Here is a 22,424-nt window from a genome sequence, read left to right as displayed (position 1 = left end):
CGCAGCGTAGCAGGCGGGGTTGGCGCCGCCGGCGCGTTCAGCCCTCAGGCGGCGTCCAGCGATGCGGCAGCAACTCGTCGATCCGACTGGCCGAGTGCGTTGGCAGTCGCTCGAGGACGTCCTTGAGGTACGCGTAGGGGTCGTGCCCGTTGATGCGTGCCGAGTGAAGCAGGCTCATGACCGCCGCGGCCCGCTTGCCCGCGCGCAGGCTGCCGGCGAACAACCAGTTCGCTCTGCCAAGGGCAATCGGCCGGATCTGGTTCTCGACCCAGTTGTTGGAGATCGGCACGTCGCCGTCCTCGACGAAGCGAGTGAGCTCCTTCCAGCGCTTGAGGCTGTAATCGATGGCCTTGACGGTGGCCGAGCCGGGCGGCACCAACTGCCGCTGCGCGAGCAGCCAGCGATGGAAGACGGCCAGCACCCGGCGTGACTTGCGCTGCCGGATCCGCCGTCGCTCGTCGCCGGGCAGCGCTTCGATCTCCCGCTCGATCCTGAACAGGCACTGGTGGTAGCGCAGTGCCAAGCGGGCGACTTCGCTGCGATGGTTGGCCCACAGGTCGTTGAACTTCCTCCTGGCGTGTGCCATGCATTGTGCTGAGGTCACGCCTTTTTCGACGCAGGCCGAGTAGCCGCTGAACCCGTCAGTCACCAGCGTGCCCTTCCATGCCTGCGGGGTGTCCAGTTGCAGGAACTCGCGCACGTTCTCGCCGCTGCGGGTCTCACAGAACTCGTACACCACCGCCCTGGTCGGGTTCGTGCTCGGCGTGCAGTACGACCAGATGTAGGCCCGATGCGTCTTGCCGTCTCGCAGCTGCGCGGGCTTGAGCATCGCCACCGGCGTCTCGTCGGCGTGCAGCACCAGGTGGCGCCGCAGTTCGTCGGCCAGGGCCTGCACCAGGGGCTGCAGCTGCGCGCCGCATTCGCCCACCCACTGCGCCAGCGTCGAGCGGGCGATCAGGTGACCGGCACGCGCGAAGACAGCTTCCTGCCGGTACAACGGCAGATGGTCCATGAATTTGGCCACCAGCACCTGCGCCAGCAGCCCCGCCGTCGGGATCCCCTTGTCGATGACGTGCGCGGGCACCGGCGCCTGCACCAGCTTCTGGCAGCAGCGGCATACCCACTTGCCGCGCACATGCCGCTCGACCGTGAACACACCCGGCTGGTAGTCCAGCTTCTCGGCCACATCCTCGCCAATGCGCTGCATCGCCTGCCCGCAGCCGCAGTTCGTGTCGGCCGGCTCGTGCGGCACGTCGCGGCGCGGCAGGTGTGGTGGCAATGGGGCACGCTTGGGGCTCTTCTTGTCGGCCTTGCCCTTGCCATCCCCGTCACCGCGCTGCTGCTCGATCTCTCGACTCAGTTCGCTCAGGTCCGCGTCCAGCGTCTCTTCCAACAGGCTCTTCTGCTCGGGCGACAGAGTGCTGGCGAAGCGTTCGCTCGTGGCGGCGAACTTCAACCGCTTGAGCACCGCCATCTCGTACGTGAGCTTGTCGATCAGCGCCTGCTTGAAGGCGATCTCGTGATCACGCTTCTGGAGCTGCGCGTCGCGGGCGGCCAGCTCAGCCATCAGCGACAGCATCGCCTGCCGCGTCTGCGGGTCCAAGGCGTCCAGTTGCTGCGCACCGATCATGGAGCGTCATCGTGCCGCAGCGCCGCGCCCGGCGCATCGGCACATACGGCAATTGCCAGCGGCCGTGTTCAGATCACTCTGATGATCCCGGCATCGCCCAGCCGCTGCCACGGCAGGCCGAGCACCAGCGCGTCGAACTGCGTGCGCGTCAGTTGCAGTGTGGTGGCCGTGTCGGCGGGCCAGACGAACTTGCCGGCGTTGAGCCGCCGGGCGGCCAGCCACACGCCGATGCCGTCGTGCACCAACACCTTCATGCGGTTGGCGCGTCGGTTGGTGAAGAGGTAGGCATGGTTGGGATGTGCAGCACCGAAGACGCCGACCACGCGAGCCAACGCGGCTTCAGTGCCCAGGCGCATGTCCAGGGGTTGCACGGCCAGCCACACCGCATCGACGCGGATCAACCCGCACCTCGCGCAGCCACGCGGCGCTGCGCTCGTCCAGTGGCAGCCTGGCATGCACGGTGGTGCCGCTGCGGTGGATCTCCACTGTGACGTCGGCGGGCTGCTGCGTGGCCGCAGCGTTCATTGCCAGCTGCACCGGGCGAGCGTCGGGCGCGGGGTGAAGCTCGGGCTCGCGCATCGGCAACTGCACGAAGCTCGCCAGGGTCGGAGCAACGCTGGGTGCCACGGTCTTCGATGCACCACCGCCGGCCGCCGCCTCATGAACCCAGCGACGCAGCATGTTGGCGTTCAGGCCGTTGGCCAGTGCCACGGCAGCCACCGAGGTGCCAGGCTGCCGCGCCAGCTCGATCACCCGCGCCTTGAATTCCGCGGAATGCCGCCGCCAACTGCGCCTGGCCGCAGCGGCTACGTCTTCGGGTCCGATCTCAGAAGTGTCCATATGTCCACGCATTTGTTCGTGGACACAAGCATCCTCGTCCGGCTATGCCAATTCAATGTGACTTTGCCGGACGCATACCTCGCCCCGTCGCACCATCGCCAAAGCTGATGCGGGTGGGGCGCCGCTTCGGAAAGGTCGTTGATGTCTCAGCTGCGTTAGATCGTGCGCGACAAGGAGCCGCGCAAGATCGTAGGACGGCGTGTTTCCGTCGTCGGCCAGAGCCGGCTCCGGTTGTCTGAACACGCTTTGACCTGAGATAAGTGGATTGGCTGCGGGTTTGATCTTTCAATCTTCAGATGCTATGGAGGACTCCCTGCGACACGCGAGCCCTGCTGCGCTAGAACGGGAGTCCTCAGGCAACGAACCGAAGGAGCGCAACATGACTGCATCTGAGACGGCCCTTCAAGGCAAGGATAGGCCGACTGCATTTGATCTTTACTTGAGGCTCTGTTAAAAATCAAGTGGGTTGCCCAGCGTGAGGGTTGATGGCTTGGAAGTCGAGCTTGCCGGCGATCAGGAAGATGACCGTCTTGATAGTGGACAGGCGCACGAAGCCGCGGGCGCGACGCTTGGCAGCCTGGAACAGGCCGTTGATGGCCTCGAGAAAGCCGTTGGTCTGACGCGTCTGCGACCAGGCCACGATGCCGTCCATGTGGCGGCGCACGAGCGCGGCAACTTCTTTCATCGGCTGGACCTTCGAGCGCATGACGCAGGTGCTCCAGTACCGAAGCATGGCGCGCATCACGTTGACCTGCCTGCGCTCCAGGATCTCTCGCAGCTGCTCCTTGTAGAGCCAAGCTCGGGCCGTGCGTTTGAGGCTCGGCTGTGTGATCAATGCGTAGAGATCGGCGGCGGCCTCGGGCGTGAGGCTGTAGCTGCGCTGCCTTGAGCAGCGTCCAGCGCATGCCCTTGAGGGACCTGTCGGTACGCTGTTCGATGCGCCGTGTCTTGTCCACTGCGGTGTTGGCGTGCCAGATGACGTGGAACTTGTCGAACGTGATCTGAGCGTTGGGCAACTCCTCGCTCACGCCCTTGATGAAGGCCGGGGACATGTCGATGCTCACCGAGCTGATCTGCTGCGGCGGACAGCCATGAGCCTCGAGATCGCAGGCCAGTGCCGCTATGGCTTGGGCGTCGCGGCCCTCGGTGACGAAGAGCACTCGGCGGGCGACTGCGTCGGCGGCCAAGGTCACGTAGTCGTGCCCCCGGGCACGCGAGGTCTCGTCGATGGCCAGCGCAGTGACATCGCTGAAGTCGGCCAGCCCCAACGCCATCTCGACGTAGCGATTGCAAACTTCCATGACCCGATAGGCGGACTCGCCCACGATGCGTGCAACCGCCGCAAAAGGCATCTGCTGCGCCAGCATCAGGACAAGTGCCTCGAACAGCAGCGTGAAGCCCGACAGGCGTCCGGCGAAATCGGGCTCGACCAGGCGAACCGAGCCGTTGGGCAGCTTGACGCGTGGCGTGCGCACGTGCAGGTGGCACTCGTGCTGGAAGAAGTTCAGGTGTCGATAGGTCTTTGCCACCGTGTCATGCACGGGGTGCGTACCCTCATACCCGGCAACTGCGAAGTGGGTTCCGGGTTCGAAGTCGACCAACACGGTCAGCAGCTTGGCGCCTTCGTCGAACTCAACCGAATTCACCGACCAGGGCGCAGCAATCCCGAGCGCCGCTTCGAACAGCTTGGCAGTCATCGCACAACCCCTCGCAGAGTTCAGCCAGGCGAAATCTTACCCACTCGAAATTCAAGAGAGGCTTACTTGAGCTTGGAGCTCGGTGACAAACACTGGAAGTTGACACTCGGAAACAGCAGCCAGCGACCGAGTCGCTGCACGGTGGCCGCCGGAGATGAGGCCGCGGTGCTGGAACGCATCGGCAAGGCCAAGATGCGTTTCGGACTGAGTGCGGAAGCCGCGGTGCACAGCTGCTATGAGGCGGGCCGCGACGGCTGGTGGCTGCACCGCAGGCTGCGTGAGCACGGTGTCGACAACATCGTAGTGGACTCCGCCAGCATCGAGGTCAACCGGCGCGCCCGGCGCGCCAAGACCGACCGACTCGACGGCGACAAATTGCTGTGCATGCTGCAGCGGTGGCACGCTGGCGAGACACGGGTGTGGTCGGTGTTGCACGAGCCTACGGTTCAGCAGGAAGACGATCGCCGCCTGCACCGCGAACTGCAGCGTCTGTCGAGCGAACGCACGTCGCACACCAATCGCATCGGGTCGCTACTGATGCTGCACAACCTGCGAGTGCAGCACGTCGGCGGACGAGACTGGAGCCGCTGGTGGAGCAGCCACCACGAGCAGGTGCCGGCGGCGCTGCGCGCCGAGATCGAGCGCGAGTACGCACGCTTGGTCGTGGTCAAGCAGCAGATACGCGAACTGCAAGCGGTGCAGAGCAAGCAGGTCAGCGATAACGAGCAGCCGCAAGTGGCGCAACTGGCCAGGCTGCGCGCGATCGGCATCCCGACGGCCTGGGTCCTGGTCAAGGAGTTGTTTGGTTGGCGACACTTTGCCAATCAACGCCAGGTGGCGGGATGTCTGGGTTTGGTGCCAAGCCCTTATGCCAGCGGTGACATCCAGATCGAGCAAGGCATCAGCAAAGCCGGCAACAAGCGAGCGCGGACCCTGTTCGTGGAACTGGCATGGAGCTGGCTGCGCTACCAGCCTGACAGCGACCTGAGCCAGTGGTTCAAGCGGCGCTTCGGCAGCGGCGGCAAGCGCATGCGACGCATCGGCATCATCGCGCTGGCACGCCGTTTGGCGGTGGCGCTCTGGCGCTACACCGAACACGGCGAGATTCCAGCCGGTGCATCGCTCAAGCCGGCGGTGTAGACCCCCGCAACAGAGAAGGATCTTCCCTCGACGCGACGAATTGGAGGAGACGTCTCACGCTACGATCGCAGGTTCGACGCGCCCGTGCAGGGGCTGGGTCACCACGCAGTGACCGTTCTTTCAGATGGGGAGCGTCGGTAACAGGGGTCAGCCAAGCGCAGGGCGCGCATGTTGCATGTGGTGCCGGGCAACACGCCCGACACGGATAGAAGGTTGTTTCAGCGTTGGCTGGAATCTTTCGTCAGACCCCGACCCGTGATCGCGTCTTCGCCTCGTTCAGTCCGTTCCACAACAGCCCGACCGCCATCGACGCTTGACAACATTTGAGTCCTCATAGAAGGCCCCTGCCAGGCCGCCGGAGGCGCCCCGGTTGAGCCATGTACTCATGGTTCAACCCATCAGGCAACCTCCTTCATCGCCGGCAGCGTCGCGAAGTAGAACTCTTCGGGCGTTCGCTTGTCCAGCGACGAGTGAGGTCGCCGGACATTGTAGAAGTCGATGTAGCGCGCGATACCTGCCTTGGCCTGGGCGACCGAGTCATAGGCATGCAGATAGATTTCTTCGTATTTGATCGAGCGCCAAAACCGTTCCACGAAGATGTTGTCGCGCCATGCCCCTCGGCCATCCATGCTGATTTGCACGCCTCGAGTCTTCAGCGCTTCGGTGAACTCCTCGCTCGTGAACTGGCTGCCCTGGTCGGTGTTGAAGATCTCGGGCCTGCCGTACTTGCTGAAGGCCTCCTCGAGCGCCTCCACGCAGAACGAGGCGTCCATGCTGATGGACACCCGGTGCGCCAGCACTCGCCGGCTTGCCCAGTCCACGATCGCGCACAGATAGACCCAGCCGCATGCCATCGGGATGTAGGTGATATCGGTCGCCCACACCTGGTTGGCACGCTCGATCTTCAGCCCGCGCAACAGGTACGGATAGACCTTGTGGGTCGGGTGCCGTTTGCTCGTGTTGGGCTTGCGGTACAGCGCCTCGATGCCCATGCGCTGCATCAGCGTGGCCACGTGCCGGCGCCCGACTTCGAAGCCCTCGCGATTGAGCATGTCGCGCAACATCCGGCTGCCTGCGAAAGGGTGCGCCAGGTTGATCGCGTCGATGCGCTTCATCAACCTCTGATCGGCCTGTGAGGCACCACGCGGCAGGTAGTACACGTTCCCTCGGCTGATGCCCACCAACTTGGCTTGCCGCTTGATCGGCAGGGCATGGTTGCGGTCAATCATCGCTTTGCGCTCAGCATGCCGGCCTTGGTGAGCGCGCCGGATAAAAAATCATTTTCCAGGGCGAGCTGCCCGATCTTGGCGTGCAGCTCCTTCAGGTCGATCGCCGGCTGCGGTGCCGACTCGGCACCGAACACGCTGGCGGCTCGGTCGAGCAACTGGTTCTTCCAATCGACGATCTGGTTGGGGTGCACATCGTGCAGCTTGGCCAGCTCCGCCAGCGTCTTCTCGCCCTTGATAGCGTCCAGAGCCACCTTGGCCTTGAACAGCGGTGAGTGGTTCCTACGCGGTCTCTTGCTCATGGTCTTCCTGCTTTCTCGGGCCTCGGGCCCGGGGTGATATCGCAGTTTGACCACTTATCGGTGTGTTCGGATTTCCGGCGCCACCTCTGCCCTCTGGAACGACTCACCAGACCAAAATTCCTGGATCTCGCGTACGCCCCAGAAGCTCTGGTGAACGAGCGAAGTTGAACACTACTTCTTCGCACCTTTGTAGAGAGCATGGGCGATGATGGCCAAGCCAGCCAGGAGCGCCGGTAAACCGCCTGCCAACGACTCGTAGGAAGAGGGAAGCAGCATTTTGAACACATCGTCGATCCAGCAAGTGCCTCGACACATGCGTTGGCCCGTCAGCATCAAGGCCAATCCAATGAGGACGCCAAGGACACCAATGCCGAGTTCCACCTTCATCGAAGTGCCCCTATGGTCTGACCGCATCAAGCATGCGGCGAAGTTGACCGTCGCTGTTCTTGTGCAAGCCCATTGATGCTTCTTCATCGGGGCGTTGACACGATGCTGCTTTCAAGCTTGGGCTTGCTTGGGCTGCATCCTCTCAATCCAAACCGTTTCACCGGGATGGTGTTCACCGATCGTCTCCAATGCATCTGCCATGACATCCGCCTCGTTATCGGTGAGTTCGTAGTTGAATCGGGACAAGCCTGGATATTTGCGGCTTGCATAGTCAAGCTCTGATATTGCGTCCGCACCGCACCACACGAAGACTCCCGTCGCTGCGGCCATTTGCAGAGCGTTGTCTAGACCCAATACTGTTCGGATAGAGATATTTGATGCATAATGACTGCCGTCCCAACGACGGAGTCGAGCATGGCGCGAACCAAGGCGGTCCTGGGAAGTGGAGCAAGGCTGGCCGACTTTCTGAGTGCCAGCCTGCTGGCGCGGGTCGTGCCGGCCGAGGTGGTGAATGCGGTGCTCGATGCTCACGGCTGCAATTCGCAGCGCGTGCGCAGCTTTCCGGCGGTAGCAGGGGCGTACTACTGCATGGCTCTGAGCCTGTACCCTGAGGCCGCGTACGAGGAAGTGTTCGCCGCCGTGTCGCAGGGCCTGGCCTGGGCCGCCGGGGCTGCCGAGCCACCCCGGGTGACCAAGTCCTCGATCAGCGGCTTGCGCAGCAAGATCGGCGCGGCGCCGATGCGTGAACTGGTCGAGCGCTGCTGTGTGCCCATGGCTGACGCTCAGGCTCATTCCCACGCGTTCTATGCCGGCCTGAGGCTGGTCGCCATTGACGGCAGCACCTTCGAGCTGCCTGACGAGGCCGAGAACGCGGCGCATTTCGGCTACCCGGGCAGCCGAATCGGCCATGCCGGCTACCCGCAGGCGCGATGCGCGGTGCTGGTTGAGTGCGCGACGCACGCGATCCTGGGCGCCAACCTGGGGCCCTACCGCAGCGGCGAGTGGGAGCTGTTCCAGCCGCTGTTGCCCCGGCTGGGGCCGGGCATGCTGTGCCTGGCCGACCGGGGGTTCAACGGCTTCGAGCACTGGCAGCAGGCGCAAGCCACCGGCGCGCAGTTGCTCTGGCGCTGCGTGGGCAACCGCCAGTTGCCGGTGCATCGCATGCTCGACGATGGTTCGTACCTCAGTGCCATCCATCCCACCGGTGTGAGCCGCAGTGAGGCGACGAGCCAAGCCATCGTGGTGCGCGTCATCGAGTACGCCTTGCCGGGACTGGCCGATGCAGAACCGCGCTACCGACTGCTGACCACGTTGCTGGACCCGCAGGTCGCCCCGGCGTTGGAACTGGCAGCGGTGTACCACCAGCGCTGGGAGATCGAGGGCGTGTTCGACTGCCTTTCATACTGCACTCCTTCGTATGTCATTGAATATCAAGGGCCAGCTGGCCCGCGACGTGAGTTGACGGGCCTGGCTCGGCACGGGCGGCGAGAAATTCATCGAGATCGGCCTGGCGAATGGTCCACGGCGCGTTGCGGCAGGCTTGCTTGGCCGCAAGGTCCTTCTGGCGGATCAGTCGCAGCACGGTGGTCGGCGTGACGTGCAAAGCGGCGGCGACCTCATCAACGGTCAGCTCACCACGTTCCTGACGTTCGCCCTGGCGGTACGGCGCGATGCCGTGGCCATTGCGGATCGAACAGATGCGCGTAGCGGTCCAGGTATGCCCGTGCGCCGTGCGGTGGCCCAGTCGATTGATGGTGGCGGCTATGCGCTCGTCGGGCTGCAGGCGAGCCAGCGAAGCGATCAGCTCGATCGTCTCGGCGCTCGTCACGTAGCGATGCGCACCCGTGGGCGTCTTCTTCAACCACAGCTCGGTGTGATCACCGCCTTGCCAGTGCACGATGAAGCGCACCGAGTCACCCTCGGAGGTCACGACGATCTCCTTGATCACGGTGCGCACGATGCGCTTCCTGACATCGGGCGTGGTGTCCGGGTGGTCCCATAGCCGCGGCACATCCTCGGCCAACGACATGAGGGCTTGCTTGGTTTCGTCGCTGAGCGCATCAGGGCGCTGTTGCATCAACTCCGCGACCTCTGCCTCGAGCCGCGATTGCACGCTCAAAGCGTCGTTCCAGCGCCGCTCCAATGACCCAGCGACAAGACGGTTGGCGGGGTCCACGGCATCGTACTGGCGCTGCGCACGGTCGACCTCGTAGCGGGCCCGCTGCAGCGCCAGACGCTTCTGGGCCAGCCGTTCGTCCTCGACGCTTTGCAGCTGATCGATGGCCTGCAGCGCCGCTTGCAGTCCCAGCGGCTGCAGGCAGCGCAGCACTTGCTCGCCCACCAGTCGATCCGCGCCGAGGCCGCCGAACATGACACAGCAGGCATGGTCGCGGCTGAGGATACGCGTGGTGCATTGATAGCGGATGCTGGTCGGGCCTGGATAGGCTACGCACAGCTTGGCCCCGCAATGTCCGCAGCGCAGCAGTCCCGACAACAACGCGCTGCCGCTCCTGATCGAACCGCGCACCGCGCTGCCGCGTCCATTGGTGTTGTGAGCCATCAACTCCTGGTTGCCACGATACGCGTCCCAGTCGATGTAGCCCTCGTGATGATCGAGGATCAGCACCGACCAGTCCTCGGGCTTGCGATGGGAGGTTCGCACGGCACGCTTGCGTCCATCCTCGATGCGCACGCTGGTCTTGCTGCGACCGTATGCGTAAGCACCTGCGTAGATCGGGTTCTGCAGCAGGCTCAGCACGCTGTGGTAGCGTGGGACCTTCCACACGATTCGTTCGGCGCCGCCGGCGCTCGTCACAGCCGGCATCTCGATGCCTTGCTTACCCAGCCAGAAATACACGCGCCGGGCGCTGCCGAGTTCGGCGAATTTGCGAAACACCAGATAGATGGCCGCGCGCACGCGCTCGTCGGGATCCTTCTCGAGGCGGTCATCGAAGGTGCGCACGTAGCCGATGGGTACGCCCATAAAAAGCTCCCCGCGTTTGGCCTTTTGCTTCATTGCTTCGTGCGCTCGCTGCCGAAAGCTGGCCAGCTCCATCTCGCTGATCGTGCCCTTCATGCCCAGCAGCAGCCGGTCGTTCATCTGCGCGGGATCATAGATGCCATCCGCATCGATGAGCAACGTCCCCACGACGCTGCAGAACTCCAGCAACGTGTGCCAGTCGCGCCCGTTGCGCGCCAGGCGCGACGCTTCGATGCTCAGCACCGCGCCGACCTCGCCGTCGCACAGCAACCCCAGCAAACGCTCGAAGCCCGGACGCAGCGTGCCTGAACCGGAGCGGCCAAGATCGTCGTCGATGACCTCCACGCGCTCCCATCCCAGTTGCCGAGCACGATCGACCAGCGCGTACTGCCGACGCTGGCTCTCGAGGTTGTTGTGAACTTGGTCCGGCGTCGATTGGCGAACATACACGCACGCCCGCCGCGACAGATGCTCAGCGGTGATCTTGTTCATCGCGTTCTCCCTTGTTGATCGCCACGGCGACGACTCGCATCCACTGCACCATCTGCTGCAGCAGATGGATCTGAACGTCCTGCGGCAGTTGTGGCAGAGGTTGCTCTTCGGCGTCGTCGAACAGCACTGTCTGGGCCATCGGGCGTGGCGGCATCGCGCTCTCCTGTAGGGTTTGTGCAAACCCGTGAGGATAGGAACGTCGATACCCAGCGGCGCAGCTCCAGCAGCGTTGCAAGCGGCAAGCGCGATTGCTCGACGATTTGCACGTCGCCCGCCGAAAGCTCGGTCATCCACGCGGGGACGGACACCGTCGTGCCATCGTGCCGCCGGATGACGTAGCAGGGCTCGCCGCAGACGTCGTGCACCCTGACCACCGCGAGGCTCCCACCCACAAGAGGGTGGAAGCGGTAGCGCACTACGATGTCATGCGAGAGATGTTGACGGGCAGAATGTCGCCCCCTTGTTCGACGAGCTCAAGACGCACCTGCGACAGAGCCGCCGCGTGCTGCGCAGCAAGACCGCGGAGCTCGTGCGCCAGGAGTTCTATGGTTGGGTGCTGGCGCACTACTCGGTGCGCTGGCTGCTGCATCAGGGCGCCACACGGCATCGAATGGCACACGCCGAGCTGTCCTTCACAGGGCATGTGCAGCTGCTTCGCCGCGCACAGCCCCGCTCCGGGGCCTTTCCCCCCAGCGCGCCCGAGGCGTCGACGACGGTGGTTCAATGAACTGCTCGAAGCCTGCGCCCGGATCCGCGCCACCCGCACGCTGAACAAGCGCTCGCCGCGGATGGTCAAGCGGCGCCACTCGCCTTACGCATCATTCGACCACCACGCGCCGACGCGCGTGCCCATCGATTGCACTCCCGAGATCATCGGCCCGCCTGGACCCCGGCCCAAGCCAGCCGATTCCCATATACCGCGTCGATTCAGAAGCTTCATGCCATAAACGAACAGTATTGTGAGACCAGTGATCGTGATTGCGAGAAAAACCATAGTTGTGTTTCCATTTCAAGTCATGACCGAGATCGGCCCGCTGGAAGTCGGCACTCAGAGGTAGAACGCCGCGCCGCTGCTGTTCGTGCCGTCCTTGCCGCTCTCGCCAAGCAGCGTTCCATCCTCGTCGCAGGCATAGAAGAAGTCGAGTTCGCCATGCACATACAGGCGGTTCGGTGTGCCGTACTAGCCCAGTTCCAGGTGCGGGTGGTGTTGGGCGAGAAGCCGTCCCAGACAATCAGATCTCGCGACGTTAAGGTCGCGTGCCAGCGCTGGTGCGAGCGAACTGAACAGTTCTTTGTTGAACGTTGTCCACGCCGACAAATTCGTTGTTCTTGGACATGCGGACGGCGTAAGTTGCGTACTCGAACTTGGAATTGGAAAGCAGCCGGCCATCTTTGCTTGTGTATTTTCTTTTGAAGTTTATGCCATCGAAAGACCACTCTCCACCATACGAGGCCTCCGTAGACATCCCCTTTGAATCGACCGCTCGCTCGAGTTCACGGAATGCGCCGTCTTGGGTCATATCAGTGACGGCGCGGATCTTGGCCCCCTCATAGTCGATCTCGCTAAGCCAAGTTCCGACCAACTGCTGCCGGACGTTGTCTTCAGCAGGAGAGCCTGACTTGCCACACGAGGCGATCGAGATTGGCAACAGAGCAAGAACGAGCAACCCAAGCGCGCGACGAAGTACTCCGCGTGTCACAGCGTCAGCAGGCTCGGCTTCGGCGCGCTCGTTATTCTCTTGCATCATCGGGTTCAAGGGCGCAGGTCCGCTGTCGCTCCAGTCGAGTTCGTTGCGGTACTTTTCGGAAGTGGCGGGAAGTATGGGGAAAGGAGTGCTGCTGCCCGCGTCGCCAGGACGGCAAGATCGCGCCGTGTCCGGCCTTGTGCAAACTCTCGTCGGCAAGGCGAGCTGCCACCCATTGCCTGTGCATTGCGCGGTTCTTTCAATCCGAAGAAATCCGCCTTCCCAACCCGAATTGACGCCCGGCGGGTTGAGTGAGTTCCTACAGTTGATCTTGTATTAATCGTGGGCAACGAGCCCATTGTTGGAGTACCCGGAGGTGGAATAAGCCAGATACGCCTGCATGTTCGACCATTCTTTGCAGAAGGCGTCCACCGCACTGAACACCGACTCATAGCTCGAGCAGTCCATGGACCTCGGCGTGTTGTTGAAGCCGCATGCTCTAATCCGAGATTCCCCCAAGCGCGAAGCGCGTTTGCCTTTGCACGACAAGGACTTGGCGTGAGATCGGGGTTCCGACTTCTGTCTACAGGCGGATCTGCTGGATGAGGTCGAGCGCGCGCTGCTGCTTGGCGTTGGGCGTGGTGAGGACCTCGAAGGTCGGCGCCTCGGGGCCGGCCTGTGGGGCTCGGCAGGTATTGCGCGCGATGGTGGCGAGCTCGGCCATCAGGGTGGAGAAGCTGTGCACGGGCGTGCCGTCGTCCAGGGTGTGGCGGGCTGCCTTGGCCAGCGCCGCCTTGGAACGCGTGGCCGGCGCCACCGGGTCACGCGTGGCCTTGGCGCGCCGGTCGGTGTCGGCGAACATCAGCGGCGCCCAAGCCTCGCGCATGTGCCACTCGACGTAGTAGGCCAGCATGCACAGGAAGATGTGAGCCCGTACCCGATCGGCGGTGCGGTGGTGGATCGGGCGCACCTTTAGGTCGATCGTCTTGAGCGAGCGGAACGCGCGCTCGACGTTGGCGAGCGCCTTGTAGTTGCGCACGCAGTCGGCCGAGTCCATCTGTGTGGGCGGCACCGACGTACGGATGATGTAAATGCCGTCCAGCGCCGCCTCGGCGGCAATGGCGTCTGTCTTGCGCGCGAAGGTAAAGGCGGTGTCGCCGATGGCCAACTCGAAGTGCTTGGCCATCTTGTACTGGTTGATCACCTTGCCCACGCGCAAGCCGATCTCATCCTTCCCGGCGAGCTTGCCCGCGTCCACGCGGGCCTTGATCTTCTCGAGGTTGGCCTCGGTGGCCGCCAGTAACTCCTCGCGCTTGTGCGTGCGCAGCTTGGCAAGCTCCGGATTGCGGCATGCCACCAGGCGCTCGCCCGGATAGTCCGGCGAGCTCAGCTCGAGCAGATTGCGCTCGTCGAACAGGTCCAGTTGCAGCTGCCCTTGCTCGACCAGCGCGCGGATCGAGACGCTCTTCAGCGCCGTGATCCAGGCGATGCCGTCGCTCTCGCGCATCTCGTCAATGGCCTTGTTCGAGATCATTCCGCGGTCGCCCACCATCACCAGCTGCTCGATGCCGAAGTCCTCGCGCAGCCGCTTGACCTCGGGCATCAAGGTCTGGCTGTCGGCGACGTTGCCCTCGTGCACCGACACGGCCAGCGGGCAGCCGCGCGCATCGGTGAGCAGGCCGTAGTTGACCTGCAGCAGGCCCTTCTTGCCATCGCGGCTGTAGCCAAGCTTGGCCAGCGGACAGCAACTGCCCTCGAAGTAGCTGGAGGACAGGTCGTACAGCACCAGGCCACCGGGGCTCAGATGGCGCGAGGCGAGCTTCTTCTGGATGCGATCCTGGCGCTCGAGCAGCCAGTCCATCGCCGCATACAGATCATCCTCATCGGCGTCGGCGACACCGAAGTCCTCGGCCAGTGTCGTGGTGTGCCACCAGCGCGTGGTGGCGAGCTTCGTGTGCGGGGCGACGATGCGCGCGGCCACCATGGCCAGCACCAGCGCACGCTCGGCGCAGGGCTTGGAGGCCAGCAGCGAGGCCATCTCCAGGCTGGCCATCGCGGCGCCTGCTGCCTGCACATGGCCGTGGGGACGCGAGCGCGTGATCTGGAACGCCGAGGACACGGGCACGAAGGTCTCGCCCTGCAGCGAGCGCCGGATGATCTCGATGAGCTCATCGGGCAGGTGCGACAGGTTGCCCAGGGTCTCGTTCTTGACCTTGCCGTCCTCGCGGTAGCTGCGGCGCAGCAGATGGGTGCGATAGACCTGGTCCTTGTAGGTGCGCGTCGTAGTGACGACATGAGCGGTACCGGTTCGGGCTGCCATGGAAACAACTCTAGTCACATATCATCAAACTTCAAGTCAATTTAGTGACTACATGTATCATCCAAAAAAATCCTCCAGAGAGGAGGATTCATCAGCAGCGACAAGCACTTGCCGTAGTTGGAGTAACTACAGAGGGCGGGAACTTCGGTCTAATTTCCGACTCGGTGACCGGCGCTACTTCCGCTTGTGCCGGAAGGATGGCGAGCCACTGGGAAACGAGCAAAAGGATCAGCAGCGCAAGACTGCCCAGGCGCTTGCGCGCTGCCGCGCCAGCTTGACCACGATGTTTTTCGACTACGGCGCCGCAGCGGTAGCTCATGAATTCCCCCGTTTCAAAGTGTTGCTATTTGTTCGGCGCGGATCATAACCAGCACCCCGCAACACAACAGCAGGAGAAAGTTCACGTCAATGCGGGCGCGCGGAGGCAGCACCTACCGCATCTTCGAGCCCGCGATAGCCTTCATATCTCATCACCTCGCCTTCGGTCAGCTCCTCTATTCAAGGCGCCAGGTTCGTGATCCGGTTGGCCGCCGGCAGTGCCAACGGGCTGTTGGCCGCGATGTACGCCTCCAGCGCATCGATGTCCTGATCCCCACCCAGCGCCTCCGTGCCTTGGGTGAACACGGTGAAGTTGTCGCCGCCGGTCGCCAGGAAGCTGTTCATCGCGACGCGGTAGCGGGCGGCATCGCTCATCGCGGTGCCGTTCAGCACCATCGCCCTGATGCGCGAGCCCGCCGGCTTCGACAGGTCGTAGCTGTAGCTGAACGACTTCGACGGCAGCAGCACGCGCGGCTGCGCGACGGTGTTCGTGCCGCTGTTGAACTGCTGCTCGAGCACGGCCTTGATCTGCGCACCTGTCATCGTCTTCACCACCAGGCTGTTGCCAAAGGGCTGCACGGTGAAGATCTGGCCGTAGCTCACGTCGCCGTTGGCCGCCGGCGCCAGGTCGGCGCGCACGCCGCCCGGGTTCATGAAGGCGATCTGGGCGCCGCCCTTGGCCGGCGCGGCGGTGGCGGCCAGCTGGGCATCGGCGATCAGGTTGCCCAGCACGTTCTCGCGCGAAGCCACCTGGGTGCGCGTGGCGGTGGCCGCGAGCCGGCCCACCACGCGCTGCACCAGCGGCGCGGCGACGCCGGCGTAGCTGGAGATCAGCGCGGCGATCGTCTGGTTCTTGGCGAAGCTCGGGTACTGGTCTGTGGTCGCGACCGTGTTGGCGCCGCTGGTGAAGGCCTCGCCCTGCACGATCACATTGCTGGCCGACTTGGCCGTGACCTTGCGCGTGCGTGTGTCGATCGTGAGGTCGATGTCGGTCAGGAGCGTGCCGTACTGGCCCGCGCTGGTCAGCAGGAAGGGCTTGGCGGCGTTGATCCTGCCGTAGTCGCAGATGTAGGCGCGATGGGTGTGGCCGGAGATCACCACGTCCACCTGCGCGTCGAGGCGCTCGAGGATCGGCAGGATGTCGCCCGAGAGGCCCGTGCAGCGCTTGTCGTTGTAGCCCACGGAGGTCATGCCGCCTTCGTGGATCACGACGACGATGGCGTCGGCGCCTTGCGACCTGAGCTGCGGGATCAGCGCGTTGGCGGTGTCGGCCTCGTCCTTGAAGTTCAGGCCGGCGACGCCCGCGGGCGAGACGATGGTCGGCGTGCCTTTGAGCGTCATGCCGATGAAGCCCACCTTCACGGTCGCGCCGCCCTGCGTGAAGCTCTTGATGCCGGTGGCCGGGAACAGCGTGCTGCCGTCGCGCTTCACCGTGTTGGCCGCGAGGAAGCCGAAGTTGGCGCCCGGGAAGGACTTGTTCACGCGGCAGGGCGCGAGCGGCGTGTTCCTGGCGCAGCCGCCGTTCTTCATGCGCAGCAGCTCGGTCTGGCCCTTGTCGAATTCGTGGTTGCCGACGGCGTTGAAGTCGATCTTCATCTCGTTCACCGCCTCGATGGTCGGCTCGTCGAGGAAGAGGGCGGAGACCAGCGGCGAGGCGCCGATCATGTCGCCGGCCGACGCCACCGCGTGGTTCGGGTTCTTCGCCTTCAGCGCGGCGATGGCCGAAGCCATGTAGGCCGCCCCGCCGGCCGGCACCGGGACCGTGCCGCCGCCCGCCGCGGGCGCGCTGATGGCGAGCCTGGGTGGCTCCAGGTTGCCGTGCAGGTCGTTGAAGCCGATCAGCTTGACCTGCACCTGTCCCGGCGCGGTCGGGATGGACGGGGGCATCGAGATGCCGCCGGGGCTGCCGCAGCCAACGGCGGCGAGCAGGGCGGCGGTGACAGCGCAGGCGAGTGCGGCGCGCTTCGGCGAGATGGGCATGGGACGGCTCCGCTCCTTGTGCGCGCATGCTAGTCCGAAGTTCCTGAAGCCGTCGAGCGAGTTTGCCTTTGCACGACAAGCACTTGGCGTGAGTTCGGGAGTCCGGCTTCTGTCTACAACCGGATCTGCTGGATGAGGTTGAGCGCTCGCTGCTGCTGCACGTTGGGTGTAGTGAGCACCTCGAAGGTCGGCGCGTCGGCCCCGGCGTTGGGCGTGCGACAGGTGTTGCGCACGATGGTGGCGAGTTCGGCCATGAGGGTCGAGAAGCTATGCACCGGCGTGCCGTCATCCAGCATGTGGCGGGCCACCTTGGCCAGCGCCGCCTTGGATCGCGTAGCCGGCGCCACCGGGTCACGCGCGGCCTTGGCCTGTTGATCCGTGTCGGCGAACATCAGCGGCGCCCAAGCCTCGCGCATGTGCCACTCGACGTAGTAGGCCAGCATGCACAGGAAGATGTGCGCGCGCACCCGATCAGCGGTGGTGCGGTGGTGTGGATCGGGCGCACCAGATCGATCGTCTTGATGTGGAGCGGAACGCGCGCCTGACGTTGGCGAGCGCCTTGTAGTTGCGCGGCACGCACTGGGACGCGTCCATCTGCGTCGTTGGCACCGAGGTGCGGATGATGATGGGGCGCCGTCCAGTGCCGCCCTTGCAGCGATGGCGTCTCGTCTTGCGCGTGAAGGTGAAGGCGTTGTCGCCAATCACCAGCTCGAAGTGCTTATGCGACCTTGTACTGGCTGGACGACCCTGCCCACGCGTAAGCTGATCTCGTCGCGCCCAGCCAGCCTGAGTGCACCACCCGGCCTTGACTGCAGATTGGTCCTCGGTGGCGGCGAAAGGTGGTCCCGCGCTTGGTGCGCGTGCGCAGCTTCAGCGAGTTCCGGATTGCGGCATGCCACCAGGCGCTCGCCCGGGTAGTCCTGGCGAGTCAGTTCAAGCAGGTTGCACGTCGAACAAACTAAGCCGTGGTGGTAATCTGCCTGACCAGCAAAGCGCGCGCGAATCGAGACGAGCGCCTTTCAGCGCACTGATCCAGCCCACGCCCTCGACCCGCGGCGTGCGCGCATCTCCGGATCGCCTTGTTGAGATCATGCCGCGGTCACCCACCATCACCAGTTGTTCGACGTCGAACTCGCGCAGCCGCTTGACCTCGGGCAGCAAGGTCAGGCTGTCGGCCACACTGCTCCGTACACCGACACGGCCAGCGGGCGTTTCGCGCATCGGCAGGAGCAGGTACGTGCTGGATCTGCAGCAGGCCCTTCTGCTGTCGCGGCTATAGCCGAGGCCTGGCCAGAGGGCAAATAAGCGTCTCAGTACTGACGATAGGTCGTGCTGGGCACCAGGGTGCCGTGGCCAGCCCCTCGGCGACGCGTGCGTGCGGTGAGTTTCTTCTGATCGCGGCCTGGCGCGCGAGCAGCCAGTCCATCGCCGCGTACAGGTGCCGCCCGTCGGCGTCGGCGATACCGAAGTCCCGGCCAGCGTTGCATACCAGCGCGGGTGGCCAACTTGGTATTGCGGCGTTGCGATGCGCGAGGCCACCAGCGGCAAATTAGGGTCACCGCGGCTCGCGGCAGGGCTTGGAGGTAGCACCGAGGCGAAGCCCAGCTGCCAGTATAGCCTCGCCAACGGCTTCGTATATGGCTACGTGAACGCGACGGTGATCTCCTGGCACTGCGTGAGCGGCTGTGTGGGGCGCGTCTGCCGCGCGCAGGGCTGCTCGAATGCGGTTTCGATCTTTGCGCGGGCCGATAGGTTCGACAGATTGGCTACGTGCGCTTTGCTGACCTTGGAGCCTCGCGGTAGACCTTCGCAGGTAATGGTGGCGGTGAGCCACGATCTGGCACGACATGGATGTGTATGCCTACATTAATAGGTCAAATACAAGCATTGGGTAAATAACATGCCTACATTTTGGAACACATGAGCCGCTCCAACTCGTTGGATTTCAGGTTACTGGCCAAAGGCCGCAGGTGTGGTGACTGAGAACTTTTCGCTAGTTCACTGCGTGAGCGCTGACGACTCCACGCGCGAGCGAAAGGGCGCCGAAGCGCCCAGGTGTGGGAGTCTGGAGTCCCGCAGGCTCGCTGGCTCAGCGGTCAGCGAGCGGCCACCGTCAGCCGCAGCCGCCACCACCGCCACCGCCAGCCGCCGCCGGAGCGACCGCCGCCGCCACCGGAGAGCAACCGCGGCTCACCACTGCCGCCACCGCCGCCACGACCGCCCGCGACCGCCGAAGCTGTCGACGCTGGTGCGCAACGATCAGGCTGGCCTTGCCGCGCCATGGCGATCGCCTCGGCACGCTGGTGCGCCAGTGCGCGTCGGCCTGCGTGGGGCTGTGGTGCGCTGCCGTGGCGGCGGGCTGGCGCTCTTCGTGTGGCAGTGGTTCTGCGTGATGAGGGCATGGTGGGGGCGCGTGGGCCTGCGCCGGCCCGGCCACGGCCGCCTTGGGCGCGCTGACCCTGGCCTTGGCCCTGACCCCTGTCCGCCGTGCCGTGGCCCGCCGGTGCGCCCTGGCCGCCGCGGCGCTGACCGCCGTTGCCGTTGCCATTGCCGCCATTGCCACCACTACCGCCGCGCTCGCCTTGCCCCGCCTTGTTGTCGCGGATGCGCTGCATCATTTCCTGGCGCGCCGCCTTGGCAGCCGCCTGCATCACGTCGCGGCTCGGCGGACGGCCGGCGCCGCCCCACAGGGTCTGGCGGCCCATCGCGATGGGCTCGGCGCGCTCGCCTTCCTCGGGGCCGAAGCCCTCGATGACCTTGACCGGGATCTGCTGCTTGGTGAAGCGCTCGATCTCCTGCATGAAGCCTTCTTCGTCCAGGCAGACCAGGCTCACCGCCTCGCCGCTGGCGCCCGCGCGGCCGGTGCGGCCGATGCGGTGGACGTAGTCCTCGCTGATGTTGGGGATCTCGTAGTTCACCACGTGCGGCAGCTCGTCGATGTCGATGCCGCGGGCCGCGATGTCGGTGGCCACCAGGGCGCGGATCTCGCCGCTCTTGAAGCCGGCCAGTGCCTGCGTGCGCGCGCTCTGGCTCTTGTTGCCGTGCAGCGCCATCGCCTGGACGCCGTTCTTGCAGAGGAATTCGGCCACGCTGTTGGCACCGAACTTGGTGCGGGTGAACACCAGCACCTGGCTCCAGTCGTGCTCGTTGATGATGTGGGCGAGCAGGGCCTTCTTCTTGCCGCGGCCCACCGGGTGGATCACCTGCGCGATGCGCTGCACCGTGGTGTTGCGCGGCGTGACCTGGATGCTCTGCGGGTCCTTCAGCAGCGTGGCGGCCAGGTCGCGGATCTCGTCGCTGAAGGTGGCTGAGAACAGCAGGCTCTGCTTCTGGGCGGGGACCAGCGCGAGGATCTTCTTCACGTCGTGGATGAAGCCCATGTCGAGCATGCGGTCGGCCTCGTCGAGCACCAGCATCTGCACGGTGGAGAGGTCGAGCATGCCCTGCTGCTGCAGGTCGAGCAGACGGCCGGGGGTGGCCACCAGGATGTCGACGCCGCTCTTGAGCTTGCTGATCTGCGGGTTCATGCCGACGCCGCCGAAGATCACGGTGGAGCTCAGCTGCAGGTACTTGCCGTAGGTGCGCACCGATTCCTCGACCTGGGCCGCGAGCTCGCGGGTGGGAGTGAGCACCAGGGCGCGCACGCCGGTGCCGCCGAATTTGTTGGTGGCGCTGCGGCTCATCGTGAGCTTGTGCAGCAGGGGGAGGGTGAAGGCAGCGGTCTTGCCGGTGCCGGTCTGGGCGCCGCCCAGAAGGTCGTGGCCTTCGAGCACTGCGGGAATGGCCTGGGCCTGGATGGGGGTGGGGGTTTCGTAGCCCTGCTCGTGCACGGCTTTCAAGATGGCGGGAGCCAGCTTCAGATCGTCAAAGTTCATTGAGTTCAGACAAGCGCCTTCCACGGCGCGGTGGTACCGGCCCACCCACGCGAAATGTCTTTTGACGCGGGGTCAGTAGGGGCAGATAGGGGTCAGGAGTGGAGCGCGAGAGCCTGGGTTGGGCCTTCTTCGTCCCCGGCAGGGAGCCGGTGTTGCGGGCAACTGGACCCGGCAACGTCACGGATTGTCGCACGACTCGGCTTTGCCCAGCGAAATCCAGGGGTCATCGGCGTGCCAGATAGACGTACATGCCGTGGATGGGCTCGCGCTGGTCTTCGCGGATGGGGGCACGAATCAGCTGCAGCAGATCGAATCCGTGCCGCGCAGCCAGCGCGCGCAGGTAGCGTTCGGAATGGGCATAGCGCAGGCTCGGCAGCAGCTCGAAGTCGACGGCTTCGCCGGAGGCGCATTCGGCCGAGAAGCAGAAGACGCCCTTGGCTTCGAGTGCGCGGTCGAGCACAGCGAAGACCGGTTCGAGGTCGCCGACGTAGATGAATACATCGGCCGCGGTGACCAGGTCGTAGCGCTCTTCGGTGCCCTGCAGATGGTCCACGATGTCCGCATGCACGAGACGGTCGTAGAGCCCGAGGGCCTGTGCCTTGTCCAGCATCAGGCTGGACAGGTCGACGCCTTCGAGCCTTTGCGTCATCGGCTTGAGCAAGGTGGCGCACAGGCCCGTCCCGCAGCCGAGGTCGAGGGCGCAGCGGAAAGGCCCGCGGCCCAGCGCTGCCAGATGCTTGACCAGCGTGTCATGCGCCCGATAGCCGAGCGTGCCCACCAGGTGTGCATCGAACTGCTCTGCGTAGTCGTCGAAGAGCGTCTCGACGTAGTGGCCCGGCGCCACCGGCGGAACGGACTGCGCCGAGACGGAGGCCAGGTAGTACTGGTGCAATTCGGGATCGGCGCCGTGCGCCAGGGCTTGCCGGAAGGCGTCGGCGGCTTCCTCGTTGCGCTTCATCTCGCGCAGGATGCCGCCGCGGTTGCTCCAGGCCTGCGCCAGGCCGGGGTTGGCGGCCAGCGCGCGTTCGTAGGAGGCGAGGGCGCGCACGGGCTGGTCCAGCGCCTGCAGAGTCTGGCCATGGCGGAACCAGAGTTCAGCAGCACCCTGCGGGGCCAGCGCGATCGCCTTCTCGTAGCCGAGCAGGGCCTCCGGGTGGCGGTTCAGCTGCCCGAGGGCGCCGGCCTTGTGGAACCAGGCATCGGCGTTGCCGGCCTCGAGTGCCAGCACCTGCTCCGCCGTGGCCAGCGCATCCTGGGGGCGGTCCAGCTTCAGCTGCGTCGCGGCAAGGTTCACGAGGGTCGAGACGCGGCCCGGCAGCAGGGCCAGCGAAGACCGGAAGCGCTGCTCGGCGGCCTCGAAGCGGCCTTCCTCGAAGTCCTTCAGGCCTTGGAGGAACAGCTGCCGGGCCTGTTCGAAGGCGTCGTGGGTGGGCGTGGCGCTCATGGAATGGAGAAGAGGGTATGGCCGGCGCCGGACGGTATCGCAGGCCCGGACGGCCCAAAGAATAGCAGCGGCTCGAGCACCCCTTCGAGGGGCCTGCGTTAGACTTGA

General features: G+C 64.8%; 17 protein-coding genes and 2 pseudogenes. 3 read left to right on the top strand and 16 right to left on the bottom strand.

The window, feature by feature from the left end:
* Positions 1–37: 37 nt before the first annotated feature.
* The 4 genes and pseudogenes from GXN78_RS21525 to GXN78_RS21510 form a co-directional block, all read right to left on the bottom strand.
* Complete coding sequence (locus GXN78_RS21525) at positions 38–1,630, bottom strand: IS66 family transposase (RefSeq protein ID WP_164255638.1); 1,593 nt, start codon at positions 1,628–1,630, stop codon at positions 38–40.
* A 68-nt stretch (positions 1,631–1,698) separates the two neighbouring features.
* Entirely contained in the window at positions 1,699–1,986 is a 288-nt protein-coding gene (gene tnpB / locus GXN78_RS21520; RefSeq protein ID WP_164255636.1) for an IS66 family insertion sequence element accessory protein TnpB, read from the bottom strand.
* Complete coding sequence (locus tag GXN78_RS21515; RefSeq protein WP_239142848.1) at positions 1,970–2,470, bottom strand: transposase; 501 nt, start codon at positions 2,468–2,470, stop codon at positions 1,970–1,972. The genes tnpB and GXN78_RS21515 overlap by 17 nt, the downstream gene beginning before the upstream one ends.
* A 457-nt stretch (positions 2,471–2,927) precedes the next feature.
* Positions 2,928–4,167 (bottom strand): annotated as a pseudogene (locus tag GXN78_RS21510) (ISL3 family transposase).
* A gap of 192 nt (positions 4,168–4,359) precedes the next feature.
* On the opposite strand from GXN78_RS21510, the gene GXN78_RS21505 reads away from it, so the two are divergent.
* On the top strand, positions 4,360–5,307 hold the full coding sequence (locus GXN78_RS21505; protein WP_239142912.1) for an IS110 family transposase: 948 nt from the start codon (positions 4,360–4,362) through the stop codon (positions 5,305–5,307).
* 398 nt (positions 5,308–5,705) lie between these two features.
* On the opposite strand, the gene GXN78_RS21500 is transcribed toward GXN78_RS21505, so the two are convergent.
* The 3 genes from GXN78_RS21500 to GXN78_RS21490 form a co-directional block, all read right to left on the bottom strand.
* A protein-coding gene (locus tag GXN78_RS21500; RefSeq protein WP_106561489.1) for an IS3 family transposase occupies positions 5,706–6,835 on the bottom strand; the annotation gives its coding sequence in 2 pieces (ribosomal slippage) (positions 5,706–6,577 and positions 6,577–6,835; 1,131 coding nt in all).
* Between the two features lie 171 nt (positions 6,836–7,006).
* Complete coding sequence (locus GXN78_RS21495; RefSeq protein WP_146163256.1) at positions 7,007–7,222, bottom strand: hypothetical protein; 216 nt, start codon at positions 7,220–7,222, stop codon at positions 7,007–7,009.
* Positions 7,223–7,333: 111 nt separating this feature from the next.
* On the bottom strand, positions 7,334–7,552 hold the full coding sequence (locus tag GXN78_RS21490; protein ID WP_106561535.1) for a hypothetical protein: 219 nt from the start codon (positions 7,550–7,552) through the stop codon (positions 7,334–7,336).
* 54 nt (positions 7,553–7,606) lie between these two features.
* Between GXN78_RS21490 and GXN78_RS41385 the strand changes: the two are divergent.
* Positions 7,607–8,608: pseudogene (locus GXN78_RS41385) on the top strand (IS4 family transposase); the annotation flags it as partial.
* Between the two features lie 34 nt (positions 8,609–8,642).
* On the opposite strand, the gene GXN78_RS21480 reads toward GXN78_RS41385, so the two are convergent.
* Together GXN78_RS21480 and GXN78_RS41380 are read right to left on the bottom strand one after the other, a co-directional pair.
* The gene (locus GXN78_RS21480; RefSeq protein ID WP_106561492.1) at positions 8,643–10,694 is read right to left on the bottom strand and encodes a recombinase family protein; all 2,052 of its coding nucleotides are present in this window, start codon (positions 10,692–10,694) and stop codon (positions 8,643–8,645) included.
* Entirely contained in the window at positions 10,675–10,848 is a 174-nt protein-coding gene (locus tag GXN78_RS41380; protein WP_239142847.1) for a hypothetical protein, read from the bottom strand. The genes GXN78_RS21480 and GXN78_RS41380 overlap by 20 nt, the downstream gene beginning before the upstream one ends.
* Positions 10,849–11,154: 306 nt before the next feature.
* On the opposite strand from GXN78_RS41380, the gene GXN78_RS21470 reads away from it, so the two are divergent.
* Positions 11,155–11,421, top strand: coding sequence for a hypothetical protein (locus GXN78_RS21470; protein ID WP_164255629.1), 267 nt, complete (start codon positions 11,155–11,157; stop codon positions 11,419–11,421).
* A gap of 520 nt (positions 11,422–11,941) precedes the next feature.
* Here GXN78_RS21470 and GXN78_RS21465 read toward each other — a convergent pair.
* From GXN78_RS21465 to GXN78_RS21435, 7 genes are all read right to left on the bottom strand, one after another.
* The gene (locus GXN78_RS21465) at positions 11,942–12,451 is read right to left on the bottom strand and encodes a hypothetical protein (RefSeq protein ID WP_146163248.1); all 510 of its coding nucleotides are present in this window, start codon (positions 12,449–12,451) and stop codon (positions 11,942–11,944) included.
* A 511-nt stretch (positions 12,452–12,962) separates the two neighbouring features.
* Complete coding sequence (locus tag GXN78_RS21460) at positions 12,963–14,699, bottom strand: IS1634 family transposase (protein WP_106561502.1); 1,737 nt, start codon at positions 14,697–14,699, stop codon at positions 12,963–12,965.
* 498 nt (positions 14,700–15,197) lie between these two features.
* Positions 15,198–16,904 (bottom strand): bifunctional metallophosphatase/5'-nucleotidase, encoded by a 1,707-nt coding sequence (locus tag GXN78_RS21455; protein WP_239142911.1) that lies wholly within the window; start codon positions 16,902–16,904, stop codon positions 15,198–15,200.
* Between the two features lie 206 nt (positions 16,905–17,110).
* Positions 17,111–17,464, bottom strand: coding sequence for a hypothetical protein (locus tag GXN78_RS21450; protein WP_164255627.1), 354 nt, complete (start codon positions 17,462–17,464; stop codon positions 17,111–17,113).
* Positions 17,465–17,930: 466 nt separating this feature from the next.
* The gene (locus tag GXN78_RS21445) at positions 17,931–18,176 is read right to left on the bottom strand and encodes a hypothetical protein (protein WP_164255625.1); all 246 of its coding nucleotides are present in this window, start codon (positions 18,174–18,176) and stop codon (positions 17,931–17,933) included.
* Positions 18,177–19,093: 917 nt separating this feature from the next.
* Positions 19,094–20,872, bottom strand: coding sequence for a DEAD/DEAH box helicase (locus GXN78_RS21440; RefSeq protein WP_239142846.1), 1,779 nt, complete (start codon positions 20,870–20,872; stop codon positions 19,094–19,096).
* A gap of 223 nt (positions 20,873–21,095) precedes the next feature.
* Positions 21,096–22,316, bottom strand: coding sequence for a methyltransferase domain-containing protein (locus GXN78_RS21435; RefSeq protein WP_164255623.1), 1,221 nt, complete (start codon positions 22,314–22,316; stop codon positions 21,096–21,098).
* Positions 22,317–22,424: the final 108 nt, after the last annotated feature.

Source organism: Variovorax sp. WS11, assembly GCF_010499245.1.
Taxonomy (GTDB): Bacteria; Pseudomonadota; Gammaproteobacteria; order Burkholderiales; family Burkholderiaceae_C; genus Variovorax.
The sequence above is the reverse complement of the archived record's forward strand: the minus strand, read 5'-3'. Positions and strand labels throughout refer to the sequence as shown.

What these genes read in the sequence shown, in the direction of transcription:
- GXN78_RS41380 (WP_239142847.1), bottom strand. Translation starts at nt 10,848, where the DNA reads ATGCCGCCACGCCCGATGGCCCAGACAGTGCTGTTCGACGACGCCGAA.
- GXN78_RS21480 (WP_106561492.1), bottom strand. Translation starts at nt 10,694, where the DNA reads ATGAACAAGATCACCGCTGAGCATCTGTCGCGGCGGGCGTGCGTGTAT.
- GXN78_RS21490 (WP_106561535.1), bottom strand. Translation starts at nt 7,552, where the DNA reads ATGGCCGCAGCGACGGGAGTCTTCGTGTGGTGCGGTGCGGACGCAATA.
- GXN78_RS21525 (WP_164255638.1), bottom strand. Translation starts at nt 1,630, where the DNA reads ATGATCGGTGCGCAGCAACTGGACGCCTTGGACCCGCAGACGCGGCAG.
- tnpB (WP_164255636.1), bottom strand. Translation starts at nt 1,986, where the DNA reads ATGCGCCTGGGCACTGAAGCCGCGTTGGCTCGCGTGGTCGGCGTCTTC.
- GXN78_RS21495 (WP_146163256.1), bottom strand. Translation starts at nt 7,222, where the DNA reads ATGAAGGTGGAACTCGGCATTGGTGTCCTTGGCGTCCTCATTGGATTG.
- GXN78_RS21460 (WP_106561502.1), bottom strand. Translation starts at nt 14,699, where the DNA reads ATGGCAGCCCGAACCGGTACCGCTCATGTCGTCACTACGACGCGCACC.
- GXN78_RS21505 (WP_239142912.1), top strand. Translation starts at nt 4,360, where the DNA reads ATGCGTTTCGGACTGAGTGCGGAAGCCGCGGTGCACAGCTGCTATGAG.
- GXN78_RS21435 (WP_164255623.1), bottom strand. Translation starts at nt 22,316, where the DNA reads ATGAGCGCCACGCCCACCCACGACGCCTTCGAACAGGCCCGGCAGCTG.
- GXN78_RS21440 (WP_239142846.1), bottom strand. Translation starts at nt 20,872, where the DNA reads ATGAACTTTGACGATCTGAAGCTGGCTCCCGCCATCTTGAAAGCCGTG.
- GXN78_RS21515 (WP_239142848.1), bottom strand. Translation starts at nt 2,470, where the DNA reads ATGGACACTTCTGAGATCGGACCCGAAGACGTAGCCGCTGCGGCCAGG.
- GXN78_RS21455 (WP_239142911.1), bottom strand. Translation starts at nt 16,904, where the DNA reads ATGCCCCCGTCCATCCCGACCGCGCCGGGACAGGTGCAGGTCAAGCTG.